The sequence below is a fragment of the Amycolatopsis thailandensis genome (genome assembly GCF_042723255.1).
Taxonomy (GTDB): Bacteria; Actinomycetota; Actinomycetes; order Mycobacteriales; family Pseudonocardiaceae; genus Amycolatopsis; species Amycolatopsis thailandensis.
The window spans coordinates 14,294-38,778 of sequence record NZ_JBHXJK010000001.1 but is presented as its reverse complement, the minus strand read 5'-3'; the positions used below and the strand labels follow the sequence as shown (position 1 = coordinate 38,778).

At 69.0% G+C, this 24,485-nt stretch carries 29 protein-coding genes; 14 read left to right on the top strand and 15 right to left on the bottom strand.

Annotation, left to right across the window (positions count from 1 at the left end):
- Positions 1 to 102: 102 nt before the first annotated feature.
- Genes ACFWMR_RS00210 through ACFWMR_RS00200 form a run of 3 tightly spaced genes read left to right on the top strand, consistent with a single transcriptional unit; the run spans position 103 to position 3,064 of the window.
- Entirely contained in the window at positions 103 to 1,431 is a 1,329-nt protein-coding gene (locus ACFWMR_RS00210; RefSeq protein ID WP_378375679.1) for an amidase, read from the top strand.
- A complete protein-coding gene (locus tag ACFWMR_RS00205; RefSeq protein WP_378375677.1) occupies positions 1,428 to 1,595 on the top strand; it encodes a hypothetical protein in 168 nt (55 codons plus the stop codon). Before ACFWMR_RS00210 ends, ACFWMR_RS00205 begins: the two co-directional genes overlap by 4 nt.
- Complete coding sequence (locus tag ACFWMR_RS00200; RefSeq protein ID WP_378375675.1) at positions 1,592 to 3,064, top strand: DHA2 family efflux MFS transporter permease subunit; 1,473 nt, start codon at positions 1,592 to 1,594, stop codon at positions 3,062 to 3,064. The genes ACFWMR_RS00205 and ACFWMR_RS00200 overlap by 4 nt, the downstream gene beginning before the upstream one ends.
- Here ACFWMR_RS00200 and ACFWMR_RS00195 read toward each other — a convergent pair.
- The 6 genes from ACFWMR_RS00195 to ACFWMR_RS00170 form a co-directional block, all read right to left on the bottom strand.
- Positions 2,979 to 3,377 carry a helix-turn-helix domain-containing protein gene (locus ACFWMR_RS00195; RefSeq protein ID WP_378275548.1) on the bottom strand — a complete coding sequence of 133 codons (399 nt, stop codon included), beginning with the start codon at positions 3,375 to 3,377 and terminating at the stop codon, positions 2,979 to 2,981. The two genes, ACFWMR_RS00200 and ACFWMR_RS00195, sit on opposite strands and share 86 nt — an antisense overlap.
- A 19-nt stretch (positions 3,378 to 3,396) precedes the next feature.
- Positions 3,397 to 4,329, bottom strand: coding sequence for an alpha/beta hydrolase (locus ACFWMR_RS00190; RefSeq protein ID WP_378375674.1), 933 nt, complete (start codon positions 4,327 to 4,329; stop codon positions 3,397 to 3,399).
- A gap of 64 nt (positions 4,330 to 4,393) precedes the next feature.
- Positions 4,394 to 5,053, bottom strand: coding sequence for a response regulator (locus tag ACFWMR_RS00185; RefSeq protein ID WP_378375672.1), 660 nt, complete (start codon positions 5,051 to 5,053; stop codon positions 4,394 to 4,396).
- The gene (locus ACFWMR_RS00180; protein ID WP_378375670.1) at positions 5,044 to 6,108 is read right to left on the bottom strand and encodes a sensor histidine kinase; all 1,065 of its coding nucleotides are present in this window, start codon (positions 6,106 to 6,108) and stop codon (positions 5,044 to 5,046) included. The genes ACFWMR_RS00185 and ACFWMR_RS00180 overlap by 10 nt, the downstream gene beginning before the upstream one ends.
- A 60-nt stretch (positions 6,109 to 6,168) precedes the next feature.
- Positions 6,169 to 7,017 carry an ADP-ribosylglycohydrolase family protein gene (locus ACFWMR_RS00175; RefSeq protein WP_378375669.1) on the bottom strand — a complete coding sequence of 283 codons (849 nt, stop codon included), beginning with the start codon at positions 7,015 to 7,017 and terminating at the stop codon, positions 6,169 to 6,171.
- 10 nt (positions 7,018 to 7,027) lie between these two features.
- The gene (locus ACFWMR_RS00170; protein WP_378375667.1) at positions 7,028 to 8,032 is read right to left on the bottom strand and encodes a helix-turn-helix transcriptional regulator; all 1,005 of its coding nucleotides are present in this window, start codon (positions 8,030 to 8,032) and stop codon (positions 7,028 to 7,030) included.
- A 54-nt stretch (positions 8,033 to 8,086) separates the two neighbouring features.
- Here ACFWMR_RS00170 and ACFWMR_RS00165 point away from each other — a divergent pair, with 54 nt between their 5' ends.
- Entirely contained in the window at positions 8,087 to 9,271 is a 1,185-nt protein-coding gene (locus tag ACFWMR_RS00165) for a DNA glycosylase AlkZ-like family protein (protein ID WP_378375665.1), read from the top strand.
- Here the strand turns inward: ACFWMR_RS00165 and ACFWMR_RS00160 are convergent, their stop codons facing one another.
- From ACFWMR_RS00160 to ACFWMR_RS00150, 3 genes are all read right to left on the bottom strand, one after another.
- A complete protein-coding gene (locus ACFWMR_RS00160; RefSeq protein WP_378275542.1) occupies positions 9,272 to 10,549 on the bottom strand; it encodes a M14 family metallopeptidase in 1,278 nt (425 codons plus the stop codon).
- Positions 10,550 to 10,642: 93 nt separating this feature from the next.
- Positions 10,643 to 11,284, bottom strand: coding sequence for a pyridoxine/pyridoxamine 5'-phosphate oxidase (locus tag ACFWMR_RS00155; RefSeq protein ID WP_378375663.1), 642 nt, complete (start codon positions 11,282 to 11,284; stop codon positions 10,643 to 10,645).
- The gene (locus ACFWMR_RS00150) at positions 11,284 to 11,991 is read right to left on the bottom strand and encodes a hypothetical protein (RefSeq protein ID WP_378375661.1); all 708 of its coding nucleotides are present in this window, start codon (positions 11,989 to 11,991) and stop codon (positions 11,284 to 11,286) included. The genes ACFWMR_RS00155 and ACFWMR_RS00150 overlap by 1 nt, the downstream gene beginning before the upstream one ends.
- A 98-nt stretch (positions 11,992 to 12,089) precedes the next feature.
- Here ACFWMR_RS00150 and ACFWMR_RS00145 point away from each other — a divergent pair, with 98 nt between their 5' ends.
- Positions 12,090 to 12,614, top strand: a complete 525-nt coding sequence (locus ACFWMR_RS00145; RefSeq protein WP_378375659.1) for a DUF2020 domain-containing protein — start codon at positions 12,090 to 12,092, stop codon at positions 12,612 to 12,614.
- 167 nt (positions 12,615 to 12,781) lie between these two features.
- Positions 12,782 to 13,234, top strand: a complete 453-nt coding sequence (locus ACFWMR_RS00140; RefSeq protein ID WP_378275537.1) for a DUF6918 family protein — start codon at positions 12,782 to 12,784, stop codon at positions 13,232 to 13,234.
- 313 nt (positions 13,235 to 13,547) lie between these two features.
- Here the strand turns inward: ACFWMR_RS00140 and ACFWMR_RS00135 are convergent, their stop codons facing one another.
- The gene (locus ACFWMR_RS00135; RefSeq protein ID WP_093934652.1) at positions 13,548 to 14,252 is read right to left on the bottom strand and encodes a hypothetical protein; all 705 of its coding nucleotides are present in this window, start codon (positions 14,250 to 14,252) and stop codon (positions 13,548 to 13,550) included.
- 89 nt (positions 14,253 to 14,341) lie between these two features.
- On the opposite strand from ACFWMR_RS00135, the gene ACFWMR_RS00130 reads away from it, so the two are divergent.
- From ACFWMR_RS00130 to ACFWMR_RS00120, 3 genes are all read left to right on the top strand, one after another.
- A complete protein-coding gene (locus tag ACFWMR_RS00130) occupies positions 14,342 to 14,902 on the top strand; it encodes a peptidylprolyl isomerase (RefSeq protein ID WP_167406139.1) in 561 nt (186 codons plus the stop codon).
- Positions 14,903 to 14,945: 43 nt separating this feature from the next.
- Entirely contained in the window at positions 14,946 to 15,908 is a 963-nt protein-coding gene (locus ACFWMR_RS00125) for a rhomboid family intramembrane serine protease (protein ID WP_378375657.1), read from the top strand.
- A 100-nt stretch (positions 15,909 to 16,008) separates the two neighbouring features.
- Entirely contained in the window at positions 16,009 to 16,497 is a 489-nt protein-coding gene (locus ACFWMR_RS00120; protein ID WP_093934665.1) for a hypothetical protein, read from the top strand.
- Here the strand turns inward: ACFWMR_RS00120 and ACFWMR_RS00115 are convergent.
- Together ACFWMR_RS00115 and crgA are read right to left on the bottom strand one after the other, a co-directional pair.
- A complete protein-coding gene (locus ACFWMR_RS00115) occupies positions 16,482 to 16,859 on the bottom strand; it encodes a PH domain-containing protein (RefSeq protein ID WP_093934650.1) in 378 nt (125 codons plus the stop codon). The genes ACFWMR_RS00120 and ACFWMR_RS00115 overlap by 16 nt on opposite strands.
- A 118-nt stretch (positions 16,860 to 16,977) precedes the next feature.
- Positions 16,978 to 17,244, bottom strand: a complete 267-nt coding sequence (gene crgA / locus ACFWMR_RS00110) for a cell division protein CrgA (protein ID WP_005161856.1) — start codon at positions 17,242 to 17,244, stop codon at positions 16,978 to 16,980.
- Positions 17,245 to 17,457: 213 nt separating this feature from the next.
- On the opposite strand from crgA, the gene ACFWMR_RS00105 reads away from it, so the two are divergent.
- The 3 genes from ACFWMR_RS00105 to ACFWMR_RS00095 all read left to right on the top strand — a co-directional run bounded on the left by ACFWMR_RS00105 (position 17,458) and on the right by ACFWMR_RS00095 (position 19,926).
- Entirely contained in the window at positions 17,458 to 18,576 is a 1,119-nt protein-coding gene (locus ACFWMR_RS00105) for a class E sortase (RefSeq protein ID WP_093934649.1), read from the top strand.
- On the top strand, positions 18,576 to 18,731 hold the full coding sequence (locus ACFWMR_RS00100) for a hypothetical protein (protein WP_005161850.1): 156 nt from the start codon (positions 18,576 to 18,578) through the stop codon (positions 18,729 to 18,731). The genes ACFWMR_RS00105 and ACFWMR_RS00100 overlap by 1 nt, the downstream gene beginning before the upstream one ends.
- 211 nt (positions 18,732 to 18,942) lie before the next feature.
- Positions 18,943 to 19,926: an LLM class flavin-dependent oxidoreductase gene (locus ACFWMR_RS00095; protein WP_449224313.1), complete on the top strand. Its 984-nt coding sequence runs from the start codon at positions 18,943 to 18,945 to the stop codon at positions 19,924 to 19,926.
- Here the strand turns inward: ACFWMR_RS00095 and ACFWMR_RS00090 are convergent.
- The 3 genes from ACFWMR_RS00090 to ACFWMR_RS00080 all read right to left on the bottom strand — a co-directional run bounded on the left by ACFWMR_RS00090 (position 19,923) and on the right by ACFWMR_RS00080 (position 21,886).
- On the bottom strand, positions 19,923 to 20,315 hold the full coding sequence (locus tag ACFWMR_RS00090) for an SCO5389 family protein (RefSeq protein WP_005161845.1): 393 nt from the start codon (positions 20,313 to 20,315) through the stop codon (positions 19,923 to 19,925). The genes ACFWMR_RS00095 and ACFWMR_RS00090 overlap by 4 nt on opposite strands.
- A gap of 110 nt (positions 20,316 to 20,425) precedes the next feature.
- Positions 20,426 to 21,160, bottom strand: coding sequence for an ABC transporter permease (locus tag ACFWMR_RS00085; RefSeq protein ID WP_378375655.1), 735 nt, complete (start codon positions 21,158 to 21,160; stop codon positions 20,426 to 20,428).
- A gap of 15 nt (positions 21,161 to 21,175) precedes the next feature.
- Positions 21,176 to 21,886 (bottom strand): ABC transporter ATP-binding protein, encoded by a 711-nt coding sequence (locus tag ACFWMR_RS00080; RefSeq protein ID WP_378375654.1) that lies wholly within the window; start codon positions 21,884 to 21,886, stop codon positions 21,176 to 21,178.
- Between the two features lie 132 nt (positions 21,887 to 22,018).
- Between ACFWMR_RS00080 and ACFWMR_RS00075 the strand changes: the two genes are divergently transcribed.
- Positions 22,019 to 23,854 carry a sensor histidine kinase gene (locus ACFWMR_RS00075; RefSeq protein ID WP_378375652.1) on the top strand — a complete coding sequence of 612 codons (1,836 nt, stop codon included), beginning with the start codon at positions 22,019 to 22,021 and terminating at the stop codon, positions 23,852 to 23,854.
- On the top strand, positions 23,794 to 24,456 hold the full coding sequence (locus ACFWMR_RS00070) for a response regulator transcription factor (RefSeq protein ID WP_378375650.1): 663 nt from the start codon (positions 23,794 to 23,796) through the stop codon (positions 24,454 to 24,456). The genes ACFWMR_RS00075 and ACFWMR_RS00070 overlap by 61 nt, the downstream gene beginning before the upstream one ends.
- The last annotated feature ends 29 nt before the right edge of the window (positions 24,457 to 24,485 follow it).

The following is a 24,485-nucleotide window of genomic DNA, read 5'->3' as shown; positions in this document are numbered from 1 at the left end:
CTAAACACCCCTCCCGGGTTTTCGGGGTTTCCGCACACCCCCTCCTCTCCGCCCCCCGGGGCCGGGCGCCCCAATCCCGCCCCCCCCGGGACCGGAGGGGTTGTGGTGCGGAGAGAACACGAGGGCTCGGTGCTCGAAGCCGGGCAGGCGTTGCGTCGCGGCGAGGTGACCAGCGTCGAATTGGCGGAACGCGCGCTGGCCGTCGCCGACGAACTCGGGGTGTACATCACCCGGTTCCCCGAGCACGCGCTCGCGTCGGCGCGGCGGGCGGACCGGGAGTTCGCGGCCGGGGTGGATCGCGGACCGTTGCAGGGGATCCCGTTGGGCGTCAAGGATCTCATCGCCGTCGCGGAAGCAAAGACGACGGCGCAGAGCACCGTGCTCGACTGGGGACAGGGCATCGACGCCGCGGTGACGACGCGGGTGAAGGAAGCGGGCGGGGTCATCGTCGGGAAGACCTCGACGATGGAGTTCGGCTGCGGGGTCCCGGACCGCGCGAAACCGTTCCCGATCCCGCGGAACCCTTGGGACACCGAGCGTTGGGCGGGCGGATCCAGTTCGGGGACGGCGAGCGGGATCGCCGCCGGGATGTTCTTCGCCGGGCTCGGCTCGGACACCGCCGGCAGTATCCGGATGCCCGCCGCGTTCTGCGGTGTCACCGGGTTGATGCCGACGTACGGGCGGGTTTCGGGGGCGGGTTGCGTACCGCTCGCCCACACCCTCGACCGGATCGGACCGCTGGCCCGCACCGCGCGTGACTGCGCGGCACTGCTGGAGGTCATCGCCGAAGTTCCTTTCGTGGCACCGGAGTTCACCGGTGACCTCACGGGACTGCGCGTCGGGGTCGTCCGAGAGCACCATTTCCCCGAAGAAGCCGATCCCGCGCTGGCCGGCGTTTTCGACGAGACGTTGTCTCTCGCGGAGGGCCTGGGGGCGACGTTGATCGAGGTCACGCTGCCGTACTGGAAAGAGCTCACCACCGCGGTGCTGGTCACGGCGAGCTGCGAAGCCCTTGCCCACCACCGAGCCGAGCTGATCACGAGGTGGCCGGACTTCGGCGTCTCGGCACGGGGGATCTTCGCGGCGGGGGCGTTGGTGTCCGGCGCGGATTACGTGCAGGCACAACGGGTACGGCAGGTGGTGCGGCAGGAACTGGCGCGGCTCTTCGACGACGTCGACGTGATCGCGAGTCCCGTCGCGTCGATCGGCGCCCCGCTGCTCGACGACGTCGCCGACGAGGCCGGGCAGCAGAACGCGGAAGTCTTCGAGAAGATCACGACGCCGTACTGGAACGGCGTCGGGAACCCGGTCCTCGCCGTGCCGATGGGGACGACAGGTGACGGTTTGCTGCTGTCGCTGCAACTGGCTGGCCGGCTTTTCGACGAGGCGACCGTGCTGCGTGCCGGTGACGCGCTCCAGGCGGCCCGATGACTCCGGAACTCATCGATCTCCTGCTGGCCGAGGCGGAACTCCCGGCCGACGAGTCCGACAAACAGGCACTGACGCGCTTGCGCTGGCTGTCCACAGTGGACTCCCTGTACGCGGTGCCGATGGATCGCGGGGTAGCGCCGGTGCCGAACGGGAGGCCGGCATGACGCACCGTCCCGGTGAAGGCGCCGTGCTCGCGCTGGCCTGTTCGGGATCGTTCGTGGTCATCCTCGACGCGACGATCGTTTCCGTCGCCCTGCCCTCGATCCGGTTCGGTCTCGGCTTCTCGTCCGGCGCGCTGACCTGGGTGGTGAACGCGTACACGCTCGCTTTCGCCGGTTTTCTGTTGCTGGGCGGCCGGTTGTGCGACGAATTCGGGGTCCGGCGGATGTTCGTGCTCGGGATGAGCCTGTTCACCGTCGCGCGGCTCGCCGCCGGATTGGTGGGCTCGCCGGAAACGCTGCTGGTCGCCAGGACGGTGCAAGGATTCGGCGGCGCGTTGCTGATGCCGGTGACCTTGTCCTCGCTGACCGCGACGTTCACCGAACCCGCCCGCCGCGCGCGGGCCTTGGGCACCTGGAGTGCGATGGGCGCCGTCGCCGCGGCGGCGGGACCGGTGATCGGCGGACTGCTGACCCAGTGGGCGGGCTGGCGCTGGGTGTTCTTCGTCAGCGTCCCGATCGGGGTGGTGGCCGTCCTCGCCGCGACAGCGCTGCCGCCGAGAGAGCGGGGCCGTCCGCGCGGCAGGCTGGACGTGCTCGGCGCGGTGCTGTCGACGGCGGGACTCGTCGGCGTGGTCTACGCGGTGATGCGTTCTTCGGCCGACGGCTGGGGAAGCGGGTCCGTCCTGCTGCCGCTGTTCGGTGGGCTCGTCCTGCTCGGCGTCTTCCTGCTGCACCAGCATCGGTGGGCGGCGGAACCGCTGGTCGCGCTCGGGATCTTCCGGCTGCGTTCGGTCAGTAGCGGGAACTTGGTGATCTTCCTGCTGGGGCTGGGTTTCCTCGCCAGTCCGATCCTGCTTTCGCTGTACCTGCAAGACGTCCACGGGTATTCGCCGCTGCGGGCCGGGCTGGCGTACCTGCCGGTGGGGGTGGCGATGTTCGCCGGCGCGCGGACGGCGGGCGGGTTGTCGGTGCGGCTGGGGCCCCGGCGCGCGACGGCGCTGTACTGCGCGATCGGAGCGGTGGGTCTCGCCGGGGTCGCCGTGCTGGCCGGTCCGCACGCCTCGTACGTCGTTTCCGTGCTGCTGCCCGGGATGGTCTTCGGATTCGGGACCGCCGCGGCCTTCACCCCGATCACCGTGGCCGCCACCAGTGGGGTGCCGGAGCGGCAGAACGGCCTGGCCGCCGGTCTGCTGAACACGGTCCGGCAGACCAGCGGCGCGATCGGCCTCGCCGCCTTGACCGCGCTCGCGGCGGCGGTGACCGCGGCCTGGCAGAACGGCGGGCCGCCGGGCGAGGCGCAGGTGCACGGCTACACCGCCGCGTTCGTCGCTTCCGCCGTCTGTCTGGCGGCCGCGGCCGTGGTCGCGGCGGTGACGATGCCGGGACTCAGCTCGCCGCCGCGTGCGCCGGCAGGTCGACCCGGTCGCGGAACCACTGGCAGTCCTCAAGTCTCCCCTCCCGGCGGCAGGTGAGGAGTTCGACCAGGTAGTCGTGCGCGGTGTCGAGCCGCGCACGCTCCTGTTCGATCTCGGCGAGCTGGCCCGCCACCACCTCGCGCCAGCGGTGCTGTTCGGCCAGCAGCTCGGTGATCTTGGACAGGCCGAGCCCGCCGATGCGCCGCCAATGCTTGATCAGCGCGATGCGATACAGCTGGTCGTCGTCGTAATACCGCTGCCCCGAGCGGCGGGAGGCGGTGATCAGGCCGCGGCGCTCCCAGTAGTGCAGGGTCGAGATCGCCAGCCCGAAATGGTCGGCGGCCTCGCGAACCGGCGTCAAGGAATCCATGCGACCAGTCTAGGTTAGGTCACCCTAACTTTCGAGCGAGCCAGGCGAAGGTCCACCGGTAGAAACTCTGGGCGGCGAGACTGGTGTTGATCGAGTGGCCACTGCCGCGCACGATCTCGTCGGCGCCGCAGTCGCCGCCCCCGCAGACCAGCGTGTCGTGCTCGCCGAGCACGTACGCGGTCGGGACCTTCGGCGCCGATCGCTTCGCGGCGCCGGGTCCCACCGAGCGGAGTTCGGCCGACGCCACGGTGTCTTTCAGCGCTTCTTCGAAGGGAATGATCGCCGGGTCGTACGTGCCCGGGTGGTGGAAGGTCCGCGCGCGCACGCCCGGACGTGTCGTGAGGTAACCGCGAGCCCACGGCTTCCCGGCGAACTTCGGGTCCAGTTCGGCGGGGTGGAACGGGGAGGCCGTCTTGGCTTGTCCGCCGGGCCGGTCACGGGGGATGCCGCTGACGATCACCGCGTCGACGCCGCCCCGCTCGGCGGCCCGCTCCGCGACGAGCCCGCCCATGGAGTGTCCGTTGAGGACGATCGTGCGGAACCTCGGCCGCAGTTGCCGGACCACCTGGTGGACGGCATCCCCGCCGGCGGCGAAGTCGAGCTTCTCCGGATCCGGGCGGCTGCTGCGGCCGTAGCCGAGCCTGTCGAGGTTCAGCGTCGCGTACCCTGCCCGCGTCGCACTGTCCACATAGGAGTATCGGCGCGACTGGACCGGCCAGTCCCAGTAAGTGCGGTCGTAGGTGCCGCCGTGCAACAGCACCTGCAGCGGAGTGCGCGCGCCGAGCCCGCCCCGGACGCAGAGTTCGCCCGCGATGATCTGCCGTTCGCCGTTCACCTCGACCGGAAACCGCTGTTCGGCGCAGCGGGCCGGTCGTTCGGTGGCGACCGCCGTCGTGGCGCCCAGCGGAGAAAGGACCGCGGTCAGCAAGACCGCCTTCACAAGGAATTTCATGAGGAAAGCTTCGATCCCGGCCCGGGGTCGCGTCGTCGTGCCGCTGTGGAGATCGGCGGCTACGTCAAACGTGCACCAGCCCGCTTCGATAGGCGAACACCACCAGTTGCGCGCGATCGCGCGCGTTCACCTTCGCCATCGCGCGGCTGACGTGCGTCCGGACCGTCGCCGAGCTGATCACGAACTCCCGCGCGATCTCTTCGTTCGACATCCCGTGCGCGACCCGCTGGACGACCTCGTGCTCCCGTTCGGTGAACGCGGAACCGTCCGCACGGGGCATCGGGCGCGACGGCCGCGTGGCGAATTCCGCGATGAGCCGCCGCGTCACGCTCGGCGAGAGGAGCGCGTCACCCGCGGCGACCACCCGGACCGCTTCGACGAGATCCGCGGGCTTGGTGTGTTTGAGCAGGAACCCGCTGGCGCCCGCGCGCAAGGCGTCGAAAACGTATTCGTCGAGGTCGAAGGTGGTCAGCATGATGACGCGGACGCCGGAAAGCCGTTCGTCCGCCACGATCCGGCGGGTCGCCTCGATCCCGTCGATCCCGGGCATGCGGACGTCCATCAGGACCACGTCCGGCCTGGTCTCCGCGACCACGGCCACCGCCGCTTCGCCGTCGTCGGCTTCACCCACCACGGTGATCCCGGCTTCCACACGCAGCAACGCCGCGAACCCGGACCGCACGAGTACCTGGTCGTCGGCCAGCACCACCCTGATCACGGCCATCGCGCGCTCACCCGGAACCTTTCGTCCTCGCGGCGCGCGCTCAGCGTGCCGCCGGTCGCTCGCGCCCGTTCCCTCATGCCGATGATCCCGGCACCGGGGACGTCCTCGCCAGGCTCGCCGACCTGGTTGAGCACGTCGAGCCGCAGGCCGTCCTCGCTCGCCGTCACGGTCACCTCGGCACCGGAAGTCCCATGTTTCGCGGCGTTCGTGAGCGACTCCTGGACGATCCGGTACACCGCGCCGGCGACGGGCTGCCCGATCCCGGGAGCATCGAGTGCCAGCGTGACGGCCAGGCCGGCCCGAGTCGTCGAAGCGACCAGGGCGGGAAGATCCGCCAGACCCGGTGACGGCCGCAGCGGGGCGCCGTCCTCGCGCAACAGCCGCACCATCGCGTTCAGTTCGTCGAGGATCGTGCCGCTGACCGCGCGGACGACTTCGAGTGCTTCCTTCGCCATTTCGGGATGTTCGTCGATCACGTGCCGGGCCATGCCCGACTGGACGTTGATGACGGCCATCGCGTGACCCACACTGTCGTGCAGATCCCGCGCGATCCGGAGCCGCTCGCCGAGGACGCGATCGCGTTCGGCCTGTTCCGCGGCCGCTGTCCGCTCACGACGTCCTTGAAGCGCGTCGGCCGCGAAGACCGCGAAGCCTGCCCAGCCGACGAAGACCAGATCGAGGACACCCACCCCCGCGGTGACCAGGTTCGTGCCGACGACCGTCGCCGCCATTCCGCCCGCGACGGCGTACGCGCGTCTTCGCGGGCGAAGGGTTCCGAGCGCGAACAACGGCACGAGCCCGGCGAACAACACCGGACCGTCGGGATAGCCGAACCCCAGGTAGACCAGCAGGGCAAACGCTTCCGTCGCCGCTGTCGCCGTCGGCCATCGCCGGACACCGGCGAGCGTGACACAGGCGAGCGCGACGACGGTGTATCCGAACGCGTCGACCGCGCGTTCTCCGTGCTCGGGTTCGAGATTCGCCGTGCCGACGACGAGCGCGGCGCTCGCCGCGAGCCAACCGGCGGTCGCGCCACTCCGCATCAGCCACTTCACCGGCCCAGTCTGCCGAAACGAGCCCGCGGACACGTCCGCGTTCCGTGGATCTCGCCTACGTCAGATGCGCAGCTGCTCGTCGAGCCCCGCCAGGTAGTCGCGGCCGAACTCGCCGTTCTCCAGATCTCGCCAGAGCACCGGCGGCAGGTCCTGCGCCACCTCGGGGGAACGGGACGCGGCGGCCAGCGCGATGGTCGCGGCGGTGTCGACATCGCCGGTGAACGCGACGCAGGTGTGGAGCATCCGGGCGAGACCGCCGCCGCCGGCGAGCACGGTCAGCGCGGCACGGACGCTCATCCAGCCGCGCGGGCCGATCTTGCCCGACCACGGCCGCGCCCAGCCTTCGTGCCCGACATCCTCCGGAAGGATCCCGTCGATCCACCTCGCGACCTCGGAAAGCGGGCCGACCCCGTGGTGGCAGTAGTGGACGGCGAGTGCCGCCGCCTGCGCCGCGGCGATCCCGGCCGGGGTGTCGTGCGTGATCCTGGCCTGGAGTTTCGCGTGGTAGAGGACGTCGTCGACGGTCGGCAGGAGCCCGATCGGCCCGGCGCGCATGGCCGCTCCGCTCTTGTCGCTCTGCGGCTGGAGCCGTCGAAGCAGCTCTTCGCCGTCCTGGACCTCGCTGAGCAGCTGATGGAAACGCGGCGCGTAGCCGTCGTGCGGATCGCGGTGATACGCCCGGACGAACTGTTCGGCGACGATCAGCGGTGTCCACCGGCGTCCGGACACGAGCAGTTCGGCGATCGCGATCGTCATCTGCGTGTCGTCGGTGTAGCGGCCGGGCAAGACGCCGAGGTGGCCGGGATGCCGTGCGTAACCGGCCAGCGTGTTGTGCTCGGCGACGAAACTCGCGGGCGCGTGCTCGAAGGCGCCTCCGTACGCGTCGCCGATGGCCAGCTCGACCAGCATCCGGACTCCTTCAGGCGGTGATTCGTGCCGTTTCCGAAGGGAGTTTGCCGTAGGTGTCGCGGTAAAGTCCGGAAAACCGGCCGAGATGCGTGAAGCCCCAGCGCAGCGCGACGTCGGTGACGGTGCCTTCGGCGCGACCTCGCGCGATCGCGAGCAGATCCTGATGCACGTGGTCGAGCCGGACGCGGCGCAGGTACTCCATCGGCGTCAGCCCGAGTTCCGCCCGGAACGCCAGTTGCAGCGCGCGCACGCTGATCCGCGCGGCCATCGCCAGTTCGCCGATCGACACCGGTTCGGCGGCGTGCTCCTCGCAGTAGGTCATCGCGCGGCGCACCACCGTCGACTTCGGCCGGGGCCGTTCTTCGGCGAGGTCGCCGGACATCGAATGCGGCTGGGTGTCGAGCAGGCCGTGCAGCAGCAGCTTTTCGAAATGCGAGGCGGCCAGCGGCGACTTGTCGAACAGACCGGACGCGGCGGTCTCGCCGAAGGTGTGGAGCAGGGTGAGCCACTGGTGCATGCCCGACGTTTCGACGACCGCCGGATCGAAGCGCAGGGTCGACGTCGGCGCCTGGCCGAGCCGTTCGCGCATCGTGTCCGCCACCAGCTGTTTGCCCAGGCGCAGCAGCAGGATGTCGGGATGGTCGTACCGGCTCTGGAACCGCGTCTCCGGACCGGTCACGACGTGGCGCGCCGGGACGACCTCGCCGTCGATCGTGATCTGGCTCCGGCCGTTGAGGGTCACGACCACGGTGTACGCCTCGGGGGTCTCCTCGCCCTGCAGCACGAGGTCGGAATCCAGCGTCAGCTCGTAGACCGAGAGCCCGCCGGGGTCGATGCCGGGGACGCGGAGGCCGCTGAGCTGGGAGATGTCGAACGAACCGGTCGGCGCGGGGGTGTGCAGCTTGACCGTGTCCGGCGCGAGGAACGCCTGGAAGGTGTGCTCGAGCTCGCCGAAGTCGTCGCCGGTGACCACCGTCGACGCGATCGGGGAACCTTCCGAGAACCGCTTGCGCACCTGACGATCGTGCCAGGCTGCGGAGAGCCATGGGGTGCCCATACCGTGGAAGGCATGGCGACCGACAAGCTGCGCGCGTGGTGGGCACATCGTCAAGGTCTCGACGGATCGCTGCACGGGTCACCGGCGGCCGCGGTGCTGGAGCGGACCGGCTGGATGCGCTCGATCGGGGGTTCGGCGCCCTATCTCGGGCTGTTCGCCAGAGCCCGGCTCGACCGCGAGACGATCGACGCGGACGTCGCCCGGCTCGCCATCCACGAACTGCCCTCGGCGCGCGGCTGCACCTACGTCCTGCCGTCGGCGGATTTCGAACTCGGCCTGACCGTCGGAGCCGGGGCACCCGCCGGTGAACTCCTGGCCGCGGAGAAGTACCTCGGCGTCACGCAGGCCGAGGTCGAGCAGCTGTGCGTCACCGTCGCCGACCTGCTCGACGCGTCCGCCGAACCGCTCGCGCCCGCCGCGATCAAGGACGCCGCCGGATCCGCGGTGCGCAATCTCGGGGAGGCCGGCCGCAAACGCGGCACCACCACGACGTTGCCGCTCGCGCTCGGCCTGCTCCAAGCCCGCGGCGACATCCGCCGGGTCCCGGTCAACGGACGGCTGGATCAGCAGCGCTACGGCTACGTCCGCTGGACGCCGTCCCCGCGCGGCGGACTGTCCGATATGGACACCGCGCGGGTCGAACTGGCCAGGCGGTACTTCTCGTGGGCCGCTCCGGCGTCACTCAAGCATTTCCGCTGGTTCTCCGGTTTCACCGCGGCGCACGCCAAGAAGATCGTGGAACAGCTGGACCTCGTGCCGCTCGACGGCACCGATCTGCTGATGCCCAAGGAACTCGCGGACGAGTACGACGGCTTCACCGTGCCGTCGAAGCCGTCGTACGCGCTGCTCGCCGGGGTCGACGGCATCCACCTGCTGCACCGCGAGATGTCGCGGCTGCTCGACGACGCCGACGTCGAACGACCCGTACCGGGCGGCCGCGCGGGGGAGACGCTGGGCGGCCAGGCGGATCCGCCGAGCCACCTCATCGTCGACCGAGGCCGCTTCGCCGGCTTGTGGGAGTTCGACACCGAGACGAACAAGATCGTCTACAAGTTCTTCGGGGACGAAGACGCCGCGCTGCGCGAGACGGTCGCGGAAACGCTGGAGTTCGTCCGCGACCAACTGGGCGACGCCCGGAGCTTCAGCTTGGATTCGCCGAAGAGCCGGGCGTCGCGAGTGGCCGATCTCAGTGGGTGATCAGGCTTTCGCCTCGTTGATCAGGATGTCGACGGCCTTGTCGTTGCGGGCTGTCTGCTCCGGGATCACCGAAGCGGGCGGGTAGAAGCCGTCGATCCCGCCGTCCTTCGGGTACATCTCGAAGGTGTAGCTGAGGATCTTGTGCTTGCCCCACGCCCAGTCGTTGATGTCGCCGTCGGTGACGTACAGATCGCTGGACTGCTCCGGCGTGTAGCCGTTGGTGGCGGCCATCTGCTTGCCGACGTCGGCGAAGCGCTTCGCCTCCTCCTCGTTCAGGCCCGTGTCGGTCTCGGCCTTCGTGTAGCCGTACGGCCAGAGCACCAGCTCGGAGAAGGTGTGGAAGTCGATGTGCGCTTTGATCTGCTGCGCGCCCCCGACCACCCGGGAGTTCATGAACTCCGCGACGGCCTTGGTCTCGGACTCGGAGAACGCCGACGGACCGTGGTAGTCCTCGGCGGACGGGCTGTTGCTCGACCCGCCGCAGCAGTTCCACTTGTAGTCCCAGTTGCGGTTCGGGTCGGTGCCGACCGCGCTGCTGCCCGGCACGGGCTTCCGCGTCTTGCGCCAGCCCTGGTACTCGCCGCCGGTGATGTCGTACTCGGAGCCGTCCGGGTTGACGTTCGGGATCACGTAGATCTCGTGCTCGTCGACCATCTTCTTGATGGCCGGATCGGTCGCGTATCCGCTGGTGAACCGGTTCACGATCCGCAGGCACATCTCGGTGGTGAGGTGCTCGCGCGCGTGCTGGTTGCAGGTGAACAGGACCTCGGGCTCGTCCTCGTCCTTCGCCGCGTTGTCGCTGATCTTCAGCACGTTGAGCTCGCGGCCCTCGTAGGACTTGCCGACACTGGACAGCGTCGCGATGTCGCCGTGGTCCTTCGCGGCCTTCTGCAGCTCAGCGGTCGTTTCGGCGTAGGTGTGGTACGCCTCGTCGCCCGGCGGGAAGTCACCCGCGACGGCCGAGGTGCCCGCGCGTCCGCTGCGCTGCTTGAGCATGCTGTCGAAGTCGCCGAGGGACTTCAGGCCGAACCCGTTCGCACGCAGGCTCGCGGCCTGATCGGGCGTGGCCACGACGGTCAGCGCACCACCGCGCGAGCCCGCGATGTCGACACCGGTGCGGGCGACGGCGGTGCGCTTCGCGGAGTCGTTCGCGCCCTCCACCGAATACAGCCCTCTCGCCGGGTCGCCGGTCTGGGCGTTCGCGACGGGCGTCGTGACGGCCAGCAGGGCGAGCCCTGTGGCGGCCAAGGCGCCCCCAATGCGACGGCGTGTGGACATTTCGCCTCCGAAGTGCAGGGGACAAGGTGCCGTTCACCGTCGCCGAAGTGAATCGTCCACGACAACCCGACGATCGTCGTTCCCAGTTACCGTTTACGGCCAGAGGCGTTCTTTGCGCCAGGTCCCGTTCTCACTCCGGTAGCGCAGCCGCCGGTGCCGCCGGTCGTGGCTCGCCTGCCAGAACTCCACTTCGGACGGCGTCACCAGATAGCGCGTCCAGGTTTCCGGTGCCACGTCCGGATTCTCCTCGACCCACCGGCGGGCCTCCTCGGCCGCGCTTTCGAGATCGGCCGGATCTTCGAGCACTTGGGACTGCCTGCCGATGAACGCCTCGACCCGGGACGCGGGCGGACGCGCGGTGAAATCGGCCGCGGACACCTCGGGATCGGCGAGCCTCACCGAGCCGCGCAAGCGGACCTGACGGCCTCGCCCCGGCCAGAAGAACGTCAGCGCGGCGAACGGATTCTTCGCCAGCTGAACACCTTTCGGGCTTTCGGAACTCGTCGCGACCGCCCAGGTGTCGCCGTCGACGTCCTTGAGGATCACGACCCGCGCGTCCGGCACCCCATCGGCGTCCACTGTGGACAGAGTGACGGCGTGCGGCGCCAGGACGTGTTCCCCGGCTTCGTCGAGCCATTCCAGGAACAGCTCGCGAGGGCCGGCAGGCGAGGCGTCGATGTCGAATTCCGGAAGTTCCCGGGGAAACGACGGCCAGCCGCGCAACGTGCGCTCCATCAGTACCCCGGCGGCCGCTGGCCGTGCGTCGGATAGCCCGGCGCGGGCGGCGGATAGTGCGGCGGATGCTGCCCCGGCGGCGGCCCCTGCGCCGGCGGCGGCCCGACCGGATACTGCGGCGCCGGTGGCTGCTGCGGCTGCCAGCCGGGAGGCGGCTGCTGACCGGGCGGCGGCATCGGCGGCGGCTGGCCCTGCGACTGCTGCCACTGCACCTGCTGATAGACCTCGGCGGGCTGCGGGAAACAGAACGTCAGCTTCGCGTTCACCGACCCCTGGACCGCCGCGCCCCAGAGCTTCCCGCCGACGAACGCGTACATCTGCGCCGCCGAAACGTCGACCGCCACCATGCGCGTCTCGCCACCGAACTGGTTGCCGGACTTCGCCGACGCGGCCTGCGCGGCGTCCGGATACACCCGGTCACCGATCAGCCCGGCGATCACCACCGAAGCGGCCGTCCAGCCGACAGTGCCCATCACGTTCGCGCGCGCGTGCTGCGTCGCCAGCCCGGTGAAGTCGTACAACGCGGGCGCGGACACCTCCGGGATCGCCGCCGCCACCACGCAGTAGTTCATCGTCGACATCATCACCGACTCGGTGAACAAGCCCACGACGGCCGCGCTCGGGCCGATCTGGACCGTGTTCAGCCTGCCCCCGCTGCGCTGGATACGCTCCGCCACCGCACCCAGGTACTGCTCCTTGGTGAGCACTGATGCCTCCCGAAAGACCGCTACGCACCGCCATCGTCGCATGAACAGGGCGGATGGTTGCGCCGGCGCGGTAATCCGATCTGCTTCACTGGACCATCATGCGACGTCTTCTGATCTTGCCGCTCGTCGTGCCGCTGCTGGTGGCCTGCGGGCCGACGGAACAGCCGCCGCCCGCGGCGAGCTCGCCCACGCCGTCGAACACCCCGGCGCCCAGCCCCCCGCCCACGCCGGAACCCACCGGCAAAGGCCCGTGCCCGTACCTGAGCAACGAGTCCGTCTCGGACGCCAACGGGCAGAAGGTCTCCAAGGTCAAAACCTCGGAAGACCAGCCGCATCCGAGCTGCTTCTTCTACGCGCTCAGCGGGAAACTGCAGCTCACCGTGCGCGTGTTCGTCGGAGAACCCGGTATCGCCAAGGCTGTCGTCGACCAGGCCGCCCCCATCGACACCTCCAACCCGGCCGACGAACCGGCGGGCTGGAAAGGCGGCTACCAACCCTCGGGAGAAGGCGCCGTCTACGCCGTTTCCAAGGGCGGAAGCGCGGTAGTCGTGATCACCAACCAGAAGCAGAGCATCAAGGCCCGTACGGTGGCGAAGGAGGTTATCGGTGAGCTGAAGCTCTAGGTAGTGGTATCCACACGTCAGAGTGAAGTTGATCTTGTACTACCCTGTGCCGCACGCGCGACGGTTCGCGGGACCAGCGCGACGCCAGATCCGGCGGCGGCCGCCTTGCGGTGTGGCTCGGCGGCACAAAAGATCATTTCTCCCCATAAGACAAAAGGACAGGTTTCGTGGCTGACACCCTCAAGGAAATCTTGCTCGACTCCAGCCGTCGCCCGGCGGTCGTGAGCGACTTCGAAGGCCTCGTCGACGCCGAGGTCTCGGACAAGGGCGGCGTTTCGGGTGCCGTCGTGAAGACCGGCTTCGCCGCCGTCAAGAAGATCAAGCCGGGCATCATCCCCTCCGCCGTCGACGCGCTGCTCGACGACTTCACCGGTGCCCTCGAGCCGTTCTACGGCGACTACAAGGCCAAGGGCGGCAACGACTTCGGCGCCTACCTGGTCGGCCGCGGCGACGAGGCCGCCGACGCGCTCCTGTCGGTCACCGACGCGCGCGCCGACAAGAGCAGCCGCGACAGCATCAAGAAGGTCTACTCGAAGCTGCGCCCGAACGGCAAGAAGAACGTCGAGGAGGCCCTTCCCCGCCTCGGCCAGCTGATCGACAAGCACGCTAGCGCTGTTTGATCGCGCTGACGTAAAGCGCGCCGAAGGGGCGCCCGTTCGCTTTCAACGTTCCGTTGGGAGTGGAGGGCGCCCCTTCATCGCGTTTACGTGGGCCTTCGGCCCGAAAGAGGGCGCTCGACTGGTGAAGTCTCGCCGTCGCGCTGGCGCGCTTTCGGCGAGACGGGTCCGCCGGTCACCTTGTCGGGCGCGTTGATCTTCGGCACCGAGCGACTTCGGTACTTGTCGATCTTCGGTGCGTGGACGTGAAAGGGCCGCCCAGTGACCTTGTGAGTCACTGGGCGGCCCTTCGCGACAAGCAGAAGAGGGTGAGGCGTCAGTTCTTCTTGTCGGCGGAGCTGGAGCTCGAAGCCTGGTGCCCGTTCTTGGGGGCGGCGGGCTTCGGGGTCGCGGGCTTCGCCGCACCCGAACCCCCGGCCGGACCGGAAGCGGCGGGCTTCGCGGCGGCGGGCTTCGGCGCGGCCGCCGCCGGAGCGGCGGGCTTCGCGGGAGGAGCGGGCGGAGCCTTCGGCGGCGCGGGCGCGACCGGCGGCTCCTGCTTCGAACGCAGCGCGTAGGCGGCACCGGCACCGACGACCGCGATACCGACGACCCACGGCCAGCGACGACGCTTGCGCGTCCCCTTGGCAGCGGTCTTCGCCTCCACGAGCGCGGCCTTGAAGTCCTTCTTCGCCGCCTTGAAGTCCTTCTTGCCCCGGCGCTTGGACTCGCCTGCCGACTTCGCGGCCAGGATGGCGGCCTTGCGGGCCTTCCTGCCCGGCTTCCGCATCTCGGAAAGCCTGGCCAGCGCCTCCTTGCGAGCCGCCTTCGAGCTGCGCTTGAGCTCCTTGCGGGTCAGTTCCGTCTTCTTCGCGAGCTTCTTGCGCGCGCGACGGCTGGTCTTAGCGATCTCACCGGCGCTCTCGGAGAGCTTCTGCTCGGCTACCTCGACGGCTTCCTTGCCCGCCTCAACAGCACGTTTGCGCAGGCCGAGGGCGCCGGCCTTCGCCGACTCGCTCACCGAATCTGCGGCCCGGGTCATGGCCTTCACCTCATCAATCGTTTTGATTCTGCTTCGTTGCTTGTAACCTATCGTGCCCCTTTTCCCCAGATCTTGCCGCAGATGGCACGATGAAGCTCGTGACTGAAAGCAAGGGATCCCTCATTGGTGGCGCGCTGAAGGCCACTCTGCACACCAACCAGGGTGACATCAACCTGAACCTGTTCCCCGACCACGCGCCGAAGACGGTCGCGAACTTCGTCGGGCTCGCCGAGGGCAGCAAGGAGTACACGCAGCCCAACGCGCAGGGCGAGAACTCGGGCCCGTTCTACAACGGGTCGATCTTCCACCGCGTCATCGACGGCTTCATGCTCCAGGGCGGCGACCCGACCGGCACCGGCCGCGGCGGCCCCGGCTACAAGTTCGGCGACGAGTTCCACCCGGAACTCCAGTTCTCCAAGCCGTACCTGCTGGCCATGGCCAACGCCGGACCCGGCACCAACGGCTCGCAGTTCTTCATCACCGTCGCGCCGACGACGCACCTGAACTTCAAGCACACGATCTTCGGCGAGGTGGCGGACCAGGCTTCCCGCGACGTCGTCGACGCGATCGGCCGTACGGCGACCGGTCCGGCCGACCGTCCGCTGCAGGACGTCGTGATCGAGAAGGTCGTCATCAGCCGCGAAGGCTGATCGCGAAGCCGGTTACGGGGGATTTCGGTAGGTTGGTGGCATCGTGAGCCAACCACCGAATCCCCAGTACCAGCAGGCAGCCATGCCCGGTTGCTGGTGGCACCCGAACCGGCCGACCGGGCTGAGCTGCGCGCGCTGCGAGCGTCCGGCCTGCCCGGATTGCCTGCGCGAGGCCGCCGTGGGCTTCCAGTGCACCGACTGCGTCCAAGCGGGCCGCCAGCAGGACCGTGCGCAGCAGAGGCAGTACCGCGACGCCGGGTACGGCGCGCGCACCCTCACCGGCGCCCAGCAGCCCCGGACGGCTGTCGTGACGCCGGTCCTCCTGGCGCTCAACGTCGTCATCTTCTTCATCACCGTCGCGCAGTCCGGCAGCATCTCGGACAACAACTTCTCGGAGCTCTTCCAGCTCGGCGAGCTCGCGAACCCGCCGACACTCGCGGCCAACGAGTGGTGGCGGATCTTCACCTCGGGATTCCTCCAGTACGGCCTGCTGCACATCGCGAGCAACGCCTTCTCGCTGTGGTTCGTCGGACGCCCGCTGGAGACCGCGCTCGGCCGCGTCCCGTTCACCGCGCTCTACTTCGTGTCGATGCTCGGCGGGTCGGCCGCGAACCTGGTGTTCACGGACCTCGACGCGGTGCCGGTGGTCGGCGCGTCCGGCGCCATCTTCGGGCTCATCGGCGCGTACACGGTCATCGTCATCAAGCTCAGGCTCAACCCGACCTGGCTGCTGGTCATCCTCGGCCTGAACGTCTTCATCACCTTCCAGGTGCCGGGCATCTCGATCCTCGCCCACGCGGGTGGTTTCATCGCCGGTCTCCTGGCGACCTTCGCGCTGCTGTACGCCCCGGAAAAGAACCGGGTCGGCTGGCAGATCGGCGGGATCGCGATCGTCGTCGTGGCGATGGCCGGGCTCATCGTCTGGAAGGACGCGCAGACGGTCTCCGCGTACTGCGAATTCGGGAACTACCGAGGACAGAGCGCCTACCTCTGCTACCGAACGTAGCCTCGCTTCCCCCAAGTGGGTTATGCGAATACTCGGTGGAGAAGCAACAAGTCTGGGTACCTTCAGGTTGATCATCAACATCGTCAACTTGGGGGTTGAGATGAAGATCCGGAAAGCAGCAGCTCTCGCCGCCGTCGCTGTGCTGGCGTCGGCCTTGGCGCCGTCGGTCGCACAGGCCGGTCAAGCCGCCGAGACCTGCCAGACCTACACCAAACGCTATTTCCTCGGCTCGGGCAGTGCGATCACGCTGCGTGTCGCCTACGTCGACGCGGCGTTGAAAATCTGCTTCGGGGACCCCGGCGTCACCTCGTCGGTGGCGACGCAGACCGTCGGCACGACGGGGCCGGGCGCGGCGTCCGGCTGGGAGGTCACCGCGGGCCAGGCTGTGGTCGAGGACCAGCGGCCCCGGCACGTCAAAGCGAAGTTCAGCGGGTCCCTGCGGACCTGCGTCGTCAAGATCAACCCGATCTGCTCGCCGGCCTCGCCGTACGAGATCTTCGGGGAGTACGCGCCGCCCGCGGTGGGACCGGCCGTTCCGGGCTGGTCACACGGCCCGAACGGCGACGTCCACTACTACGACAACGCCTGACCCTTGAGGGCGGTGAGGACGTCCAGGACGTCCCTGGGGTCCTCGCCGAGGTCGATCCGGCCGAACACCAGCAGGTGTTCGCCGGATTCGACCTCGAGGGTCAGCGTGTCCCGGCCGAACCGGCGCGTCGTGCGCAGCCGGAGCCGGGCTTCGGACCAGGAGTAGCGGTGCGCGCCGCCGACGGTCCTGGCCAGGATTCCGTCCGGACCGGCGGCCAGCCGGGGACGGAGCAGGGTGCCGTGCAGCGCGAGAGCGCCCACGGAGAGCATGGCGACCCCGGTGAGGACGGTGCCGCCGACGTCGCCGCCGATGACCAGCCACACCACGCCTGCCAGCAACAACAGGGCTATCGCCCAGGCCACTACCACAACGTTCTGCTGCGGCGCCCACGAGGTGGGGTAGTTATCCACAGGGGTTATCCACACTGGGGATGAGTCACACCGGTGTAATTAGGCGTCAAGCCGCCATCCGGGGTAATGCTCACCGCCACCGCATCGTCATGAGCAGACCGGCGATCATCAGCACGAAGCCGATCGCGAAGTTCGTGTTGCCCAGATCCGCCATGAAGGGAATCTTGTCGCCCGCGATGTAGTTCACGACCAGCCACAACAGGCCGATCAACATGAGGCCGAACATCACGATCTTGTAGAACAGGTTCGACGGGCCAGCCGCCTTGACCTTCACCGGCGTGCGGCGGTCGGTCGGCGGGGTGTACGCCGTCTTCTTGCGGACCTTGGACTTCGGCATCGTGTTCCTCGCGTACTGTTCGGCTTCCCTGGTGGCGATGACCCGCTTTCGGGTGCGCAACCAGCGTCACGTGCACACGTTAACGTAAACGAGCGCCGCTGGGCACCGTCCGGGACCGGTCGATTTCCCGCACTGTGACAATGGTGTCACAGACGGTTCGACACTGTGCTGGTTCGACACTGCGGCTTGGTTCGAGACTGAGGAGCTTGCGTAGTGCCTGAGCGGGAAGAGCCGGGCGGGGACCGCCGGCGATACTCCGGACGCCCACCCGGTGAGGGCCGTCCGGCCCCCCGGCGTCGGCCGGAGGAAGGAACTTCGCCGCGTCGCGCCCCGGGAGAGTCGCCGACGCCTCGCCGGAGGCCTCCGGAGGGCAGGTCGTACGACGGTCCGCCGCCGCGTCGCCGTCCCGACGCGCCGCCACCTCGCCGTCGTCCCGCGCCGCCACCGGGGTCGACCGAGGAGACCGTCATCTTCGAACCGGTCGGCGGTGACGTCGCGACCGAGGAACGCCCGCCGCCGCGGGAACTGGGCAAGGGCGGCGCCGCCGTCCGCACCGTCGGCGAGCTCCTCATCACCGCCGGCCTGGTGGTGCTGCTGTTCATGGTCTACGAGGTCTACGTGACCGACCTCTTTTCCGCGGGCAAGCAGTCCGAGGCGAGCACCGAGCTGGACGGCGAGTGGGGCAAGGACCGGACGCTGCATCCGGAACTGGTCGACGGGAAGGCGTTCGCCAGGATCCACATCCCGGTGTTCGGTGCCGACTTCAACTTCACCATCCAGGAAGGCACCACGGAGGCCGCGCTCGAAGTCGGCCCCGGCCACTACAAGGGCACCGCGCTGCCGGGCGAGCCGGGCAACTTCGCGGTCGCCGGGCACCGCGTCGGCAAGGGCGCCCCGTTCAACGACCTGGACAACCTCGGCTCGTGCGACCAGATCGTCATCGAGACGCAGACCGACTTCTACATCTACAAGGTGCTGCCGTACAAGGACGAGGTCGAAGGCTGGGCCGCCGGCAAGGGCGCCCAGCCGAAGTGCAAGAACGTCGGGACCCTGCGCGACCCGAACGCCGCCGACGGCGGCCCCTACGGCGAGACCAACGGCCGTCGCATCGTGTTCCCGACCAAGGGCGACACGGTGAACCCGGTGCCGTACAAGGACCCGGACATCCTGCCGAAGGCCGATCAGGTCTCGCTGCTCACGCTGACCACGTGTCACCCCCAGTTCTCGGCGAAGGAGCGGCTCATCATCCACTCGGTGCTGACCCAGCAGGTGCCGAAGAACCAGGTCGGCTCCTACGCCGAACTGCTGCCCAAGATCTCGGAGGCGCGCTGATGTACGGCTGGATCTGGCGCAAGCTGCCGGGCCCCTTCGCGGTGAAGCTGGCGACAGCGGTCGTGCTGGCGCTCGGGATCGTGGCGTTGCTGATGTTCGTCGTCTTCCCGTGGCTGGAGCCGCGGCTGTGGTTCAACGAAGTGAGCGTCCAGTGATATTTGTCGAGCGCTGACGGAAACTCGCCGAAGGGGCGCCGGGCCGCTTCCAACTCAGGTTGAGAGCGGAGGCGCCCCTTCATCGAGTTTCCGTGGGCCTGCGGCCCAAGAGAGGGCGGCTCGACGGTGAAGTCTCCGTCGGGCGCAGAGCGCCCTTGGGGAGACCCGTTGGGCTGAGTGAGTTCGAGTCGCGTTCAGGTAGGGGTAGCGGGTGGCGGTGCGGTTTGGGGTCTTCCTCGTCTCCGGGCGGTTTCCGGGCCAGGAAGACGCCGATGTCCTGCGCCGGTCCGTCGACGCCGCGATCGCCGCCGAGCAGGCTGGCTTCGACGACGTCTGGTTCGCCGAACACCACTTCATGCCGTACGGCGTCTGCCCGTCCGCGATCACCCTCGCCGCGCACGTGCTCGGCCGCACCGAGCGGATCGCGGTCGGCACCGCGGTGAGCGTGCTGTCGATCGCGCATCCGGTGGCGCTGGCCGAGCAGTGGTCACTGCTCGACGCGGTCTCCGGCGGACGGCTGCGGATCGGCGTCGGCCGCGGCGGGCCGTGGCAGGACCTCGAAGTGTTCGGCACCGGGGAGTCCCGTTACGAAACGGGGTTCGAGGAGAGCCTCGATCTGCTGCTCGCGGCGATGACGTCGAAGACCGTTTCGGCCGACGGCGACCACTTCCGGTTCCGTGAGGTGCCGATGGTGCCGCGGCCGGAGCGCCCGCCTCGCCTGGTCGTGGCCTGCGGCGACGCCCGTTCGAACGCGGTCCGGCTCGCCGCCGATCGCGGGCTGCCGATGCTGCTCGGCCTGCACACCGACGACGACGGCAAGATCGAAACCCTTGCCGCGTACGGCGAGTCCGCCGTCGAGCACGTCTCGACGGTCATGTGCCAGGTCGGTGACGACGCGCCGGCCGTCGTGCGGTCCGCGTTGCCGGGTTCCCTGAAGGAGGGCTTCGCCGGGCACGTGTACCTCGACGGCAAGCGGGGGCTGGACAAGGATCCGGTGTCCTACACCGACCGGCTGTGCGAAATGCATCCGATCGGCGGCATCGAGTACTGCGTCGACAAGCTGGGAACGAGCCTCCGGCGCACCGGGGTCTCCCACGTGATCATGATGGTGGAAGCGTCCGGTACGCCGGAGGGCACGCTCGAGAACATCGCGCGGATCGGGGAAGAAGTCCTGCCCGCGCTGCGAAAGGGCTAGCAGTCGCGGAGTTCCGGGCTCTGGTTCAGCAGCTGGCCGCGCACCGAAACGAACGCTCGGTAGCGGTCACTGTCCACTTGGGACTTCTTGAACACGGCGACGCGGTGGCAGTTCTGGAACGCCAGCTTCACGCCGAAGTGCCGTTCCAGGCCGCCGCGGATGGCGTCCGAGGCCAGCGCCCGCAGCAGCTGACCGCGTTCGGCCTCGCTCGGCGGCGGCGTCTCGTTGTCGGCGAACCCGTCGGCCGCGCCCTCGGCCTCCGCGATGACGCCGGTGATCACGGTCCAGGCGTAGGGCAGGGATTCCCGGACACAGGCGACGAATTCGGCGTCGGAGACCTCCCCGCGCTCGGCCTTCTCCAGCAGCGCGGGCGATACATCCAGAGACATCGGACCTCCGAGAGAGACACAGTGAACGTGGGCCGTCTTCCTGACTACCCACCCGCGGCCCGGGCCACAAGAGAAAACGATCATCATCACCACTTTGGCGGAAGCGGTCGTCACTCCCAGCGAAAAAGCTTCGCGGCCAGGACACAACTGCCCACCGCGAAAGCCGCCAACACGGCGAGTTGCAGCGGCTGCGCGCCGGTGCCGGTCCAGGCGTCCTCCATGGCTTTGACGCCCGGCGGGACGTACGCGCCGATGTTCTGGACGACTTCCGGCAGCAGCGGACGCGGCAGGTACACACCGCCGAGGAACATGATCGGGATGTAGGCGATCATCGCGATCCCACCGGCCGCCTTGCCGGTTTTGGCGACCGATGCCGCGATCAGCCCGAGGCCGAAGATCGCCGTCGTGCCGAGCACGAACGCGAGCAGGAAGCCGAGCGGGTGCCGCGGCCCGGGGACGCCGAAGACGGCGGAGCCGAGCACGATCATCAGGCCGACGCCGGCGATCGTGACGATGACGTTGATGATCAGCTGGGCCACCAGCAGTCTCGCCGGATGCACCGGTGTGGTGGCGAAGCGGCGGAGGATGCCTTGTTCGCGGTAGGCCGCGATCACGGACGGGATCGCCTGCAGACCCATCAGCGCGATGGTGAGCACCACCAGCGAGGGCACCCAGGCGTCGATGAATCGCATGCCCGGGGTCTTCTCGCTCTCCGTCCGGAAGGCCGGGATGGCGCCGAGGCCGAGCAACAGCACGGTCGGCGACAGCAGTCCCGAGAGGACCCAGATCGGCGAGCGCAGCGCGAGCTTCGTTTCGGTGAGCGTGATCTTGGTGAGCGTGTTCACTGTTCGTCTCCCGTTTCAGTCGCGGCCGGTCAGGGTCACAAAGGCGTCGTCCAAAGAGGTCTTCCCGGTGTGTTCGCGGAGTTCGAGCGGGCTTCCGGTGGCGACCACGCGGCCGGCGTCGAAGATCGCGAGGCGGTCGCAGAGGCGCTCGGCCTCGTCCATGAAGTGAGTGACCAGCAGGACGGTGACGCCGGTGTCGCGCACGCCCTCGACGAGCTTCCAGGTGTCGCGGCGGGCGTGCGGGTCCAGTCCGGTGGTCAGCTCGTCGAGGACGGCGACCTCGGGGCGGCCGACCAGGGCGAGCGCGATCGAGACGCGCTGCTTCTGACCGCCGGAAAGCTTGCCGAAGTACTTGTTCCGCTGCCCGGTGAGACCCAGCTGCTCCAGCAGTTCCCCGGGGTCGGCGGGGTTCGGGTAGAAGGAGGCGTAGAGGTCGAGTGCCTCGTGGACCTTGAGCTTTTCCGGCAGACGGCTCTCCTGGAGCTGGGAGCCGAGGCGCTGACGGAGGGCGGCGTGATCCCTGCCCGGGTCGAGGCCGAGAACCGAGATGCTGCCGGAGTCCGGCGCGCGCAGCCCCTGGAGGCATTCGACGGTGGTGGTCTTGCCCGCGCCGTTGGTCCCGAGGATCCCGAAGATCTCGCCCTGTTCCACGTGGAACGAAACGTCGTCGACCGCGACGTGCTCCCCGTACGTCTTGCGGAGGTTGGTGACTTCGATGAGTGGCATGCGAAAAACGTTATGGCGCAACGGGTCTGGTCAGAATGACGCTGGAACCACAACCGGGGTGGGGCTGGACCCACCCCCTTCGTGAGGCTGCGACCACTGCTTTCCGGCTGTTCGGTGCGCGAGACTTCTCGCATGATCCGCACCTACCTCACCTCGGTACGACGAGGGTTCGCGCTCGCCGGCCTGGCGCTGGTGAGCTGGTTGGACCTGCTGCTCGAACTGGTGGGTTTCTGCCTCCTCTGCGTCGGCCTGGTCTTCGCGTACACGCTGGCCTTGGAGGGGACGCGTCCGCGCGCCGCACTCACCCGGCGGCTGGCCGGACGCTGGTGCGATATCGAGGTCGAGCCGCCGTACCGGCCCGCCCCGCCGGAGCCGGAACGCGAGCGCGACGGCTGGTACCGCGACGGGAACAACCTGTTCAAACGGTCGTGGTTCCTGCGGTGGACCAAACGGTTCGAATGGATCTCCGACGACCCGGCCACCGGCCGCGACCTCGGCTGGCAGCTGTGGAACCCCTTCGCCGGGCTACTGCTCGTGCCCGCGGTTCTCGTGGCCGGGCCGGGGGCGCTCCGGCTGTACGGGAAGTGGACGCGCTGGTGGCTCGGACCTCGTCCGGCCCGCTCGGAAGGCGGCTGGGTCAAGACGAGGCTGAAGGCGCTCGGATTCCAGCTGGCCCTGGTCGGCCTCTCGGTCGCGCAGCTCGCGATGGCGATCCCGACGCTGCTCGTGCTGGCTGTCGGCTTCGCGCCGCTGTTCCCCACACTGGTCGTCGCCGGCCGGTCGGTGACCGACACCTTGCGCCGCGAGGCCAAGAACTGGACCGGCGTCCGGATCGATCGGCCGTATGTGCCGGAGCCGTCGTTCCCCGTGCCGCGACCGGACGGGCTGTACCAGCGTGGGCGGCAGCTGTACGACACGCCGTGGTGGCCTGCCCGCTTCGATCGCTGCCGCTGGGCGATCCGCGACCGCGCGACCTGGCGCGACATGGCGGCCGCGGTGGTCAACTCCGTGGTGCTGTCGCTGATGGCGGTGCCGACGGCGGCGCTGGTGTTCTTCGGCCTCTGGGGTTTCCTGGCGCTGTGGGTCTGGCGGCCGATCGCGGGGTGGACGGACACCTCGTGGTCGATGATCGGCCTGCCGGAGGCGACCACGCACTGGCAAGCGCTCGCGATGACCCCGGTGGTCGTGGCGGCGTTCATCGCCGGGCTGGTCGCGACACCGTGGCTGGCTCGTAAGGGCGCACAGTTCGCGAAGCTGCTTCTGGGACCGACGGAGGCTTCGCGGCTGGGGCAACGCGTCGAACGGCTGAAGCAGACGCGGACGGACGCCTCGGTCGCGCAAGCCGCCGAAATGCGGCGCATCGAACGGGATCTGCACGACGGCGTCCAGTCGAGGCTGGTCGCGATGGGGATGAAGCTGGGCGCCGTCGAAGCACTGATCGACAGCGATCCGGCCGCGGCGAAGCGGCTGGCCGCCGAGCTCCGGCGGACGTCGTCGGAGACGCTGACCGAGTTGCGGCTGCTGGTGCGCGGGATTCACCCGCCGGTGTTGTCGGAGCGCGGTCTCGGTGACGCCGTGCGGGCGATGGCGCTGGACAGTCCGCTGCGGGCCTCGGTGACCGGTTCTCTTCCGCGTCTCGAACAGCCTGCGGAGGCGTGCGCGTACTTCGCGGTCAGTGAGCTGCTGGGCAACGCGGCGAAGCACGGTGAGGCGCGGCGAGTGTCGATCGACCTGGATTACGACGACGGTCTGCTGCGGATCGAAGTGACCGACGACGGGAAGGGCGGCGCGAACGCGGCCGGGGGGAGCGGGATACGCGGGATCGAACGCAGACTCGGCACCTTCGACGGTACGTTTGCTCTGACCAGCCCGCTCGGCGGGCCGACGAAGGCGACCCTGGAGATCCCGTGCCAGCTCGACCCCGATGCGTCGTCGCCGAGGACCAGTACCTCCTCCGAGACGGCCTGACGCATCTGTTGACCGCGCACGGTTTCGACGTCGTCGAGGCGGTCGGGACCGGGCCGGAGCTGGAACGGGCGCTGCGTTCGCATCGGCCGGACGTGTCGGTCGTCGACGTCCGGATGCCGCCGACGCTCACCGACGAGGGCCTCCAGGTCGCGTTGGCTGTGCGGCGCGACGTTCCCGGGCTGCCGATCCTCGTGCTGTCGCAACATGTCGAGCAGCTCTACGCGCGGGAACTGCTGGCCGACGGTGCCGGTGCGATCGGATATCTGTTGAAGGACAGGGTCTTCAACGCGGACCAGTTCATCGACGCGGTGCGCCGGGTGGCGGGCGGCGGGACCGCGATGGATCCCGAAGTGATCGCGAAACTGGTGGCGGGCAACGCTTCCGACCCGCTCGCCGCGCTGACCCCGCGTGAACTCGAGGTGCTCGGGCTGATGGCCGAGGGCTGTTCGAACGCCGCCATCGCGGGGCGCCTGCACTTCAGCGAGGGGGCGGTGGGGAAGCACACCGCGAACATCTTCGCGAAACTCGGCATCGTCGCCTCGGACGACACGAACCGCCGCGTGCTCGCGGTCTTGGCCTACCTGGGCACTGGCGGGTCGTGAGTGCCGCCGCGTGATCAGCCGCGAGTTCC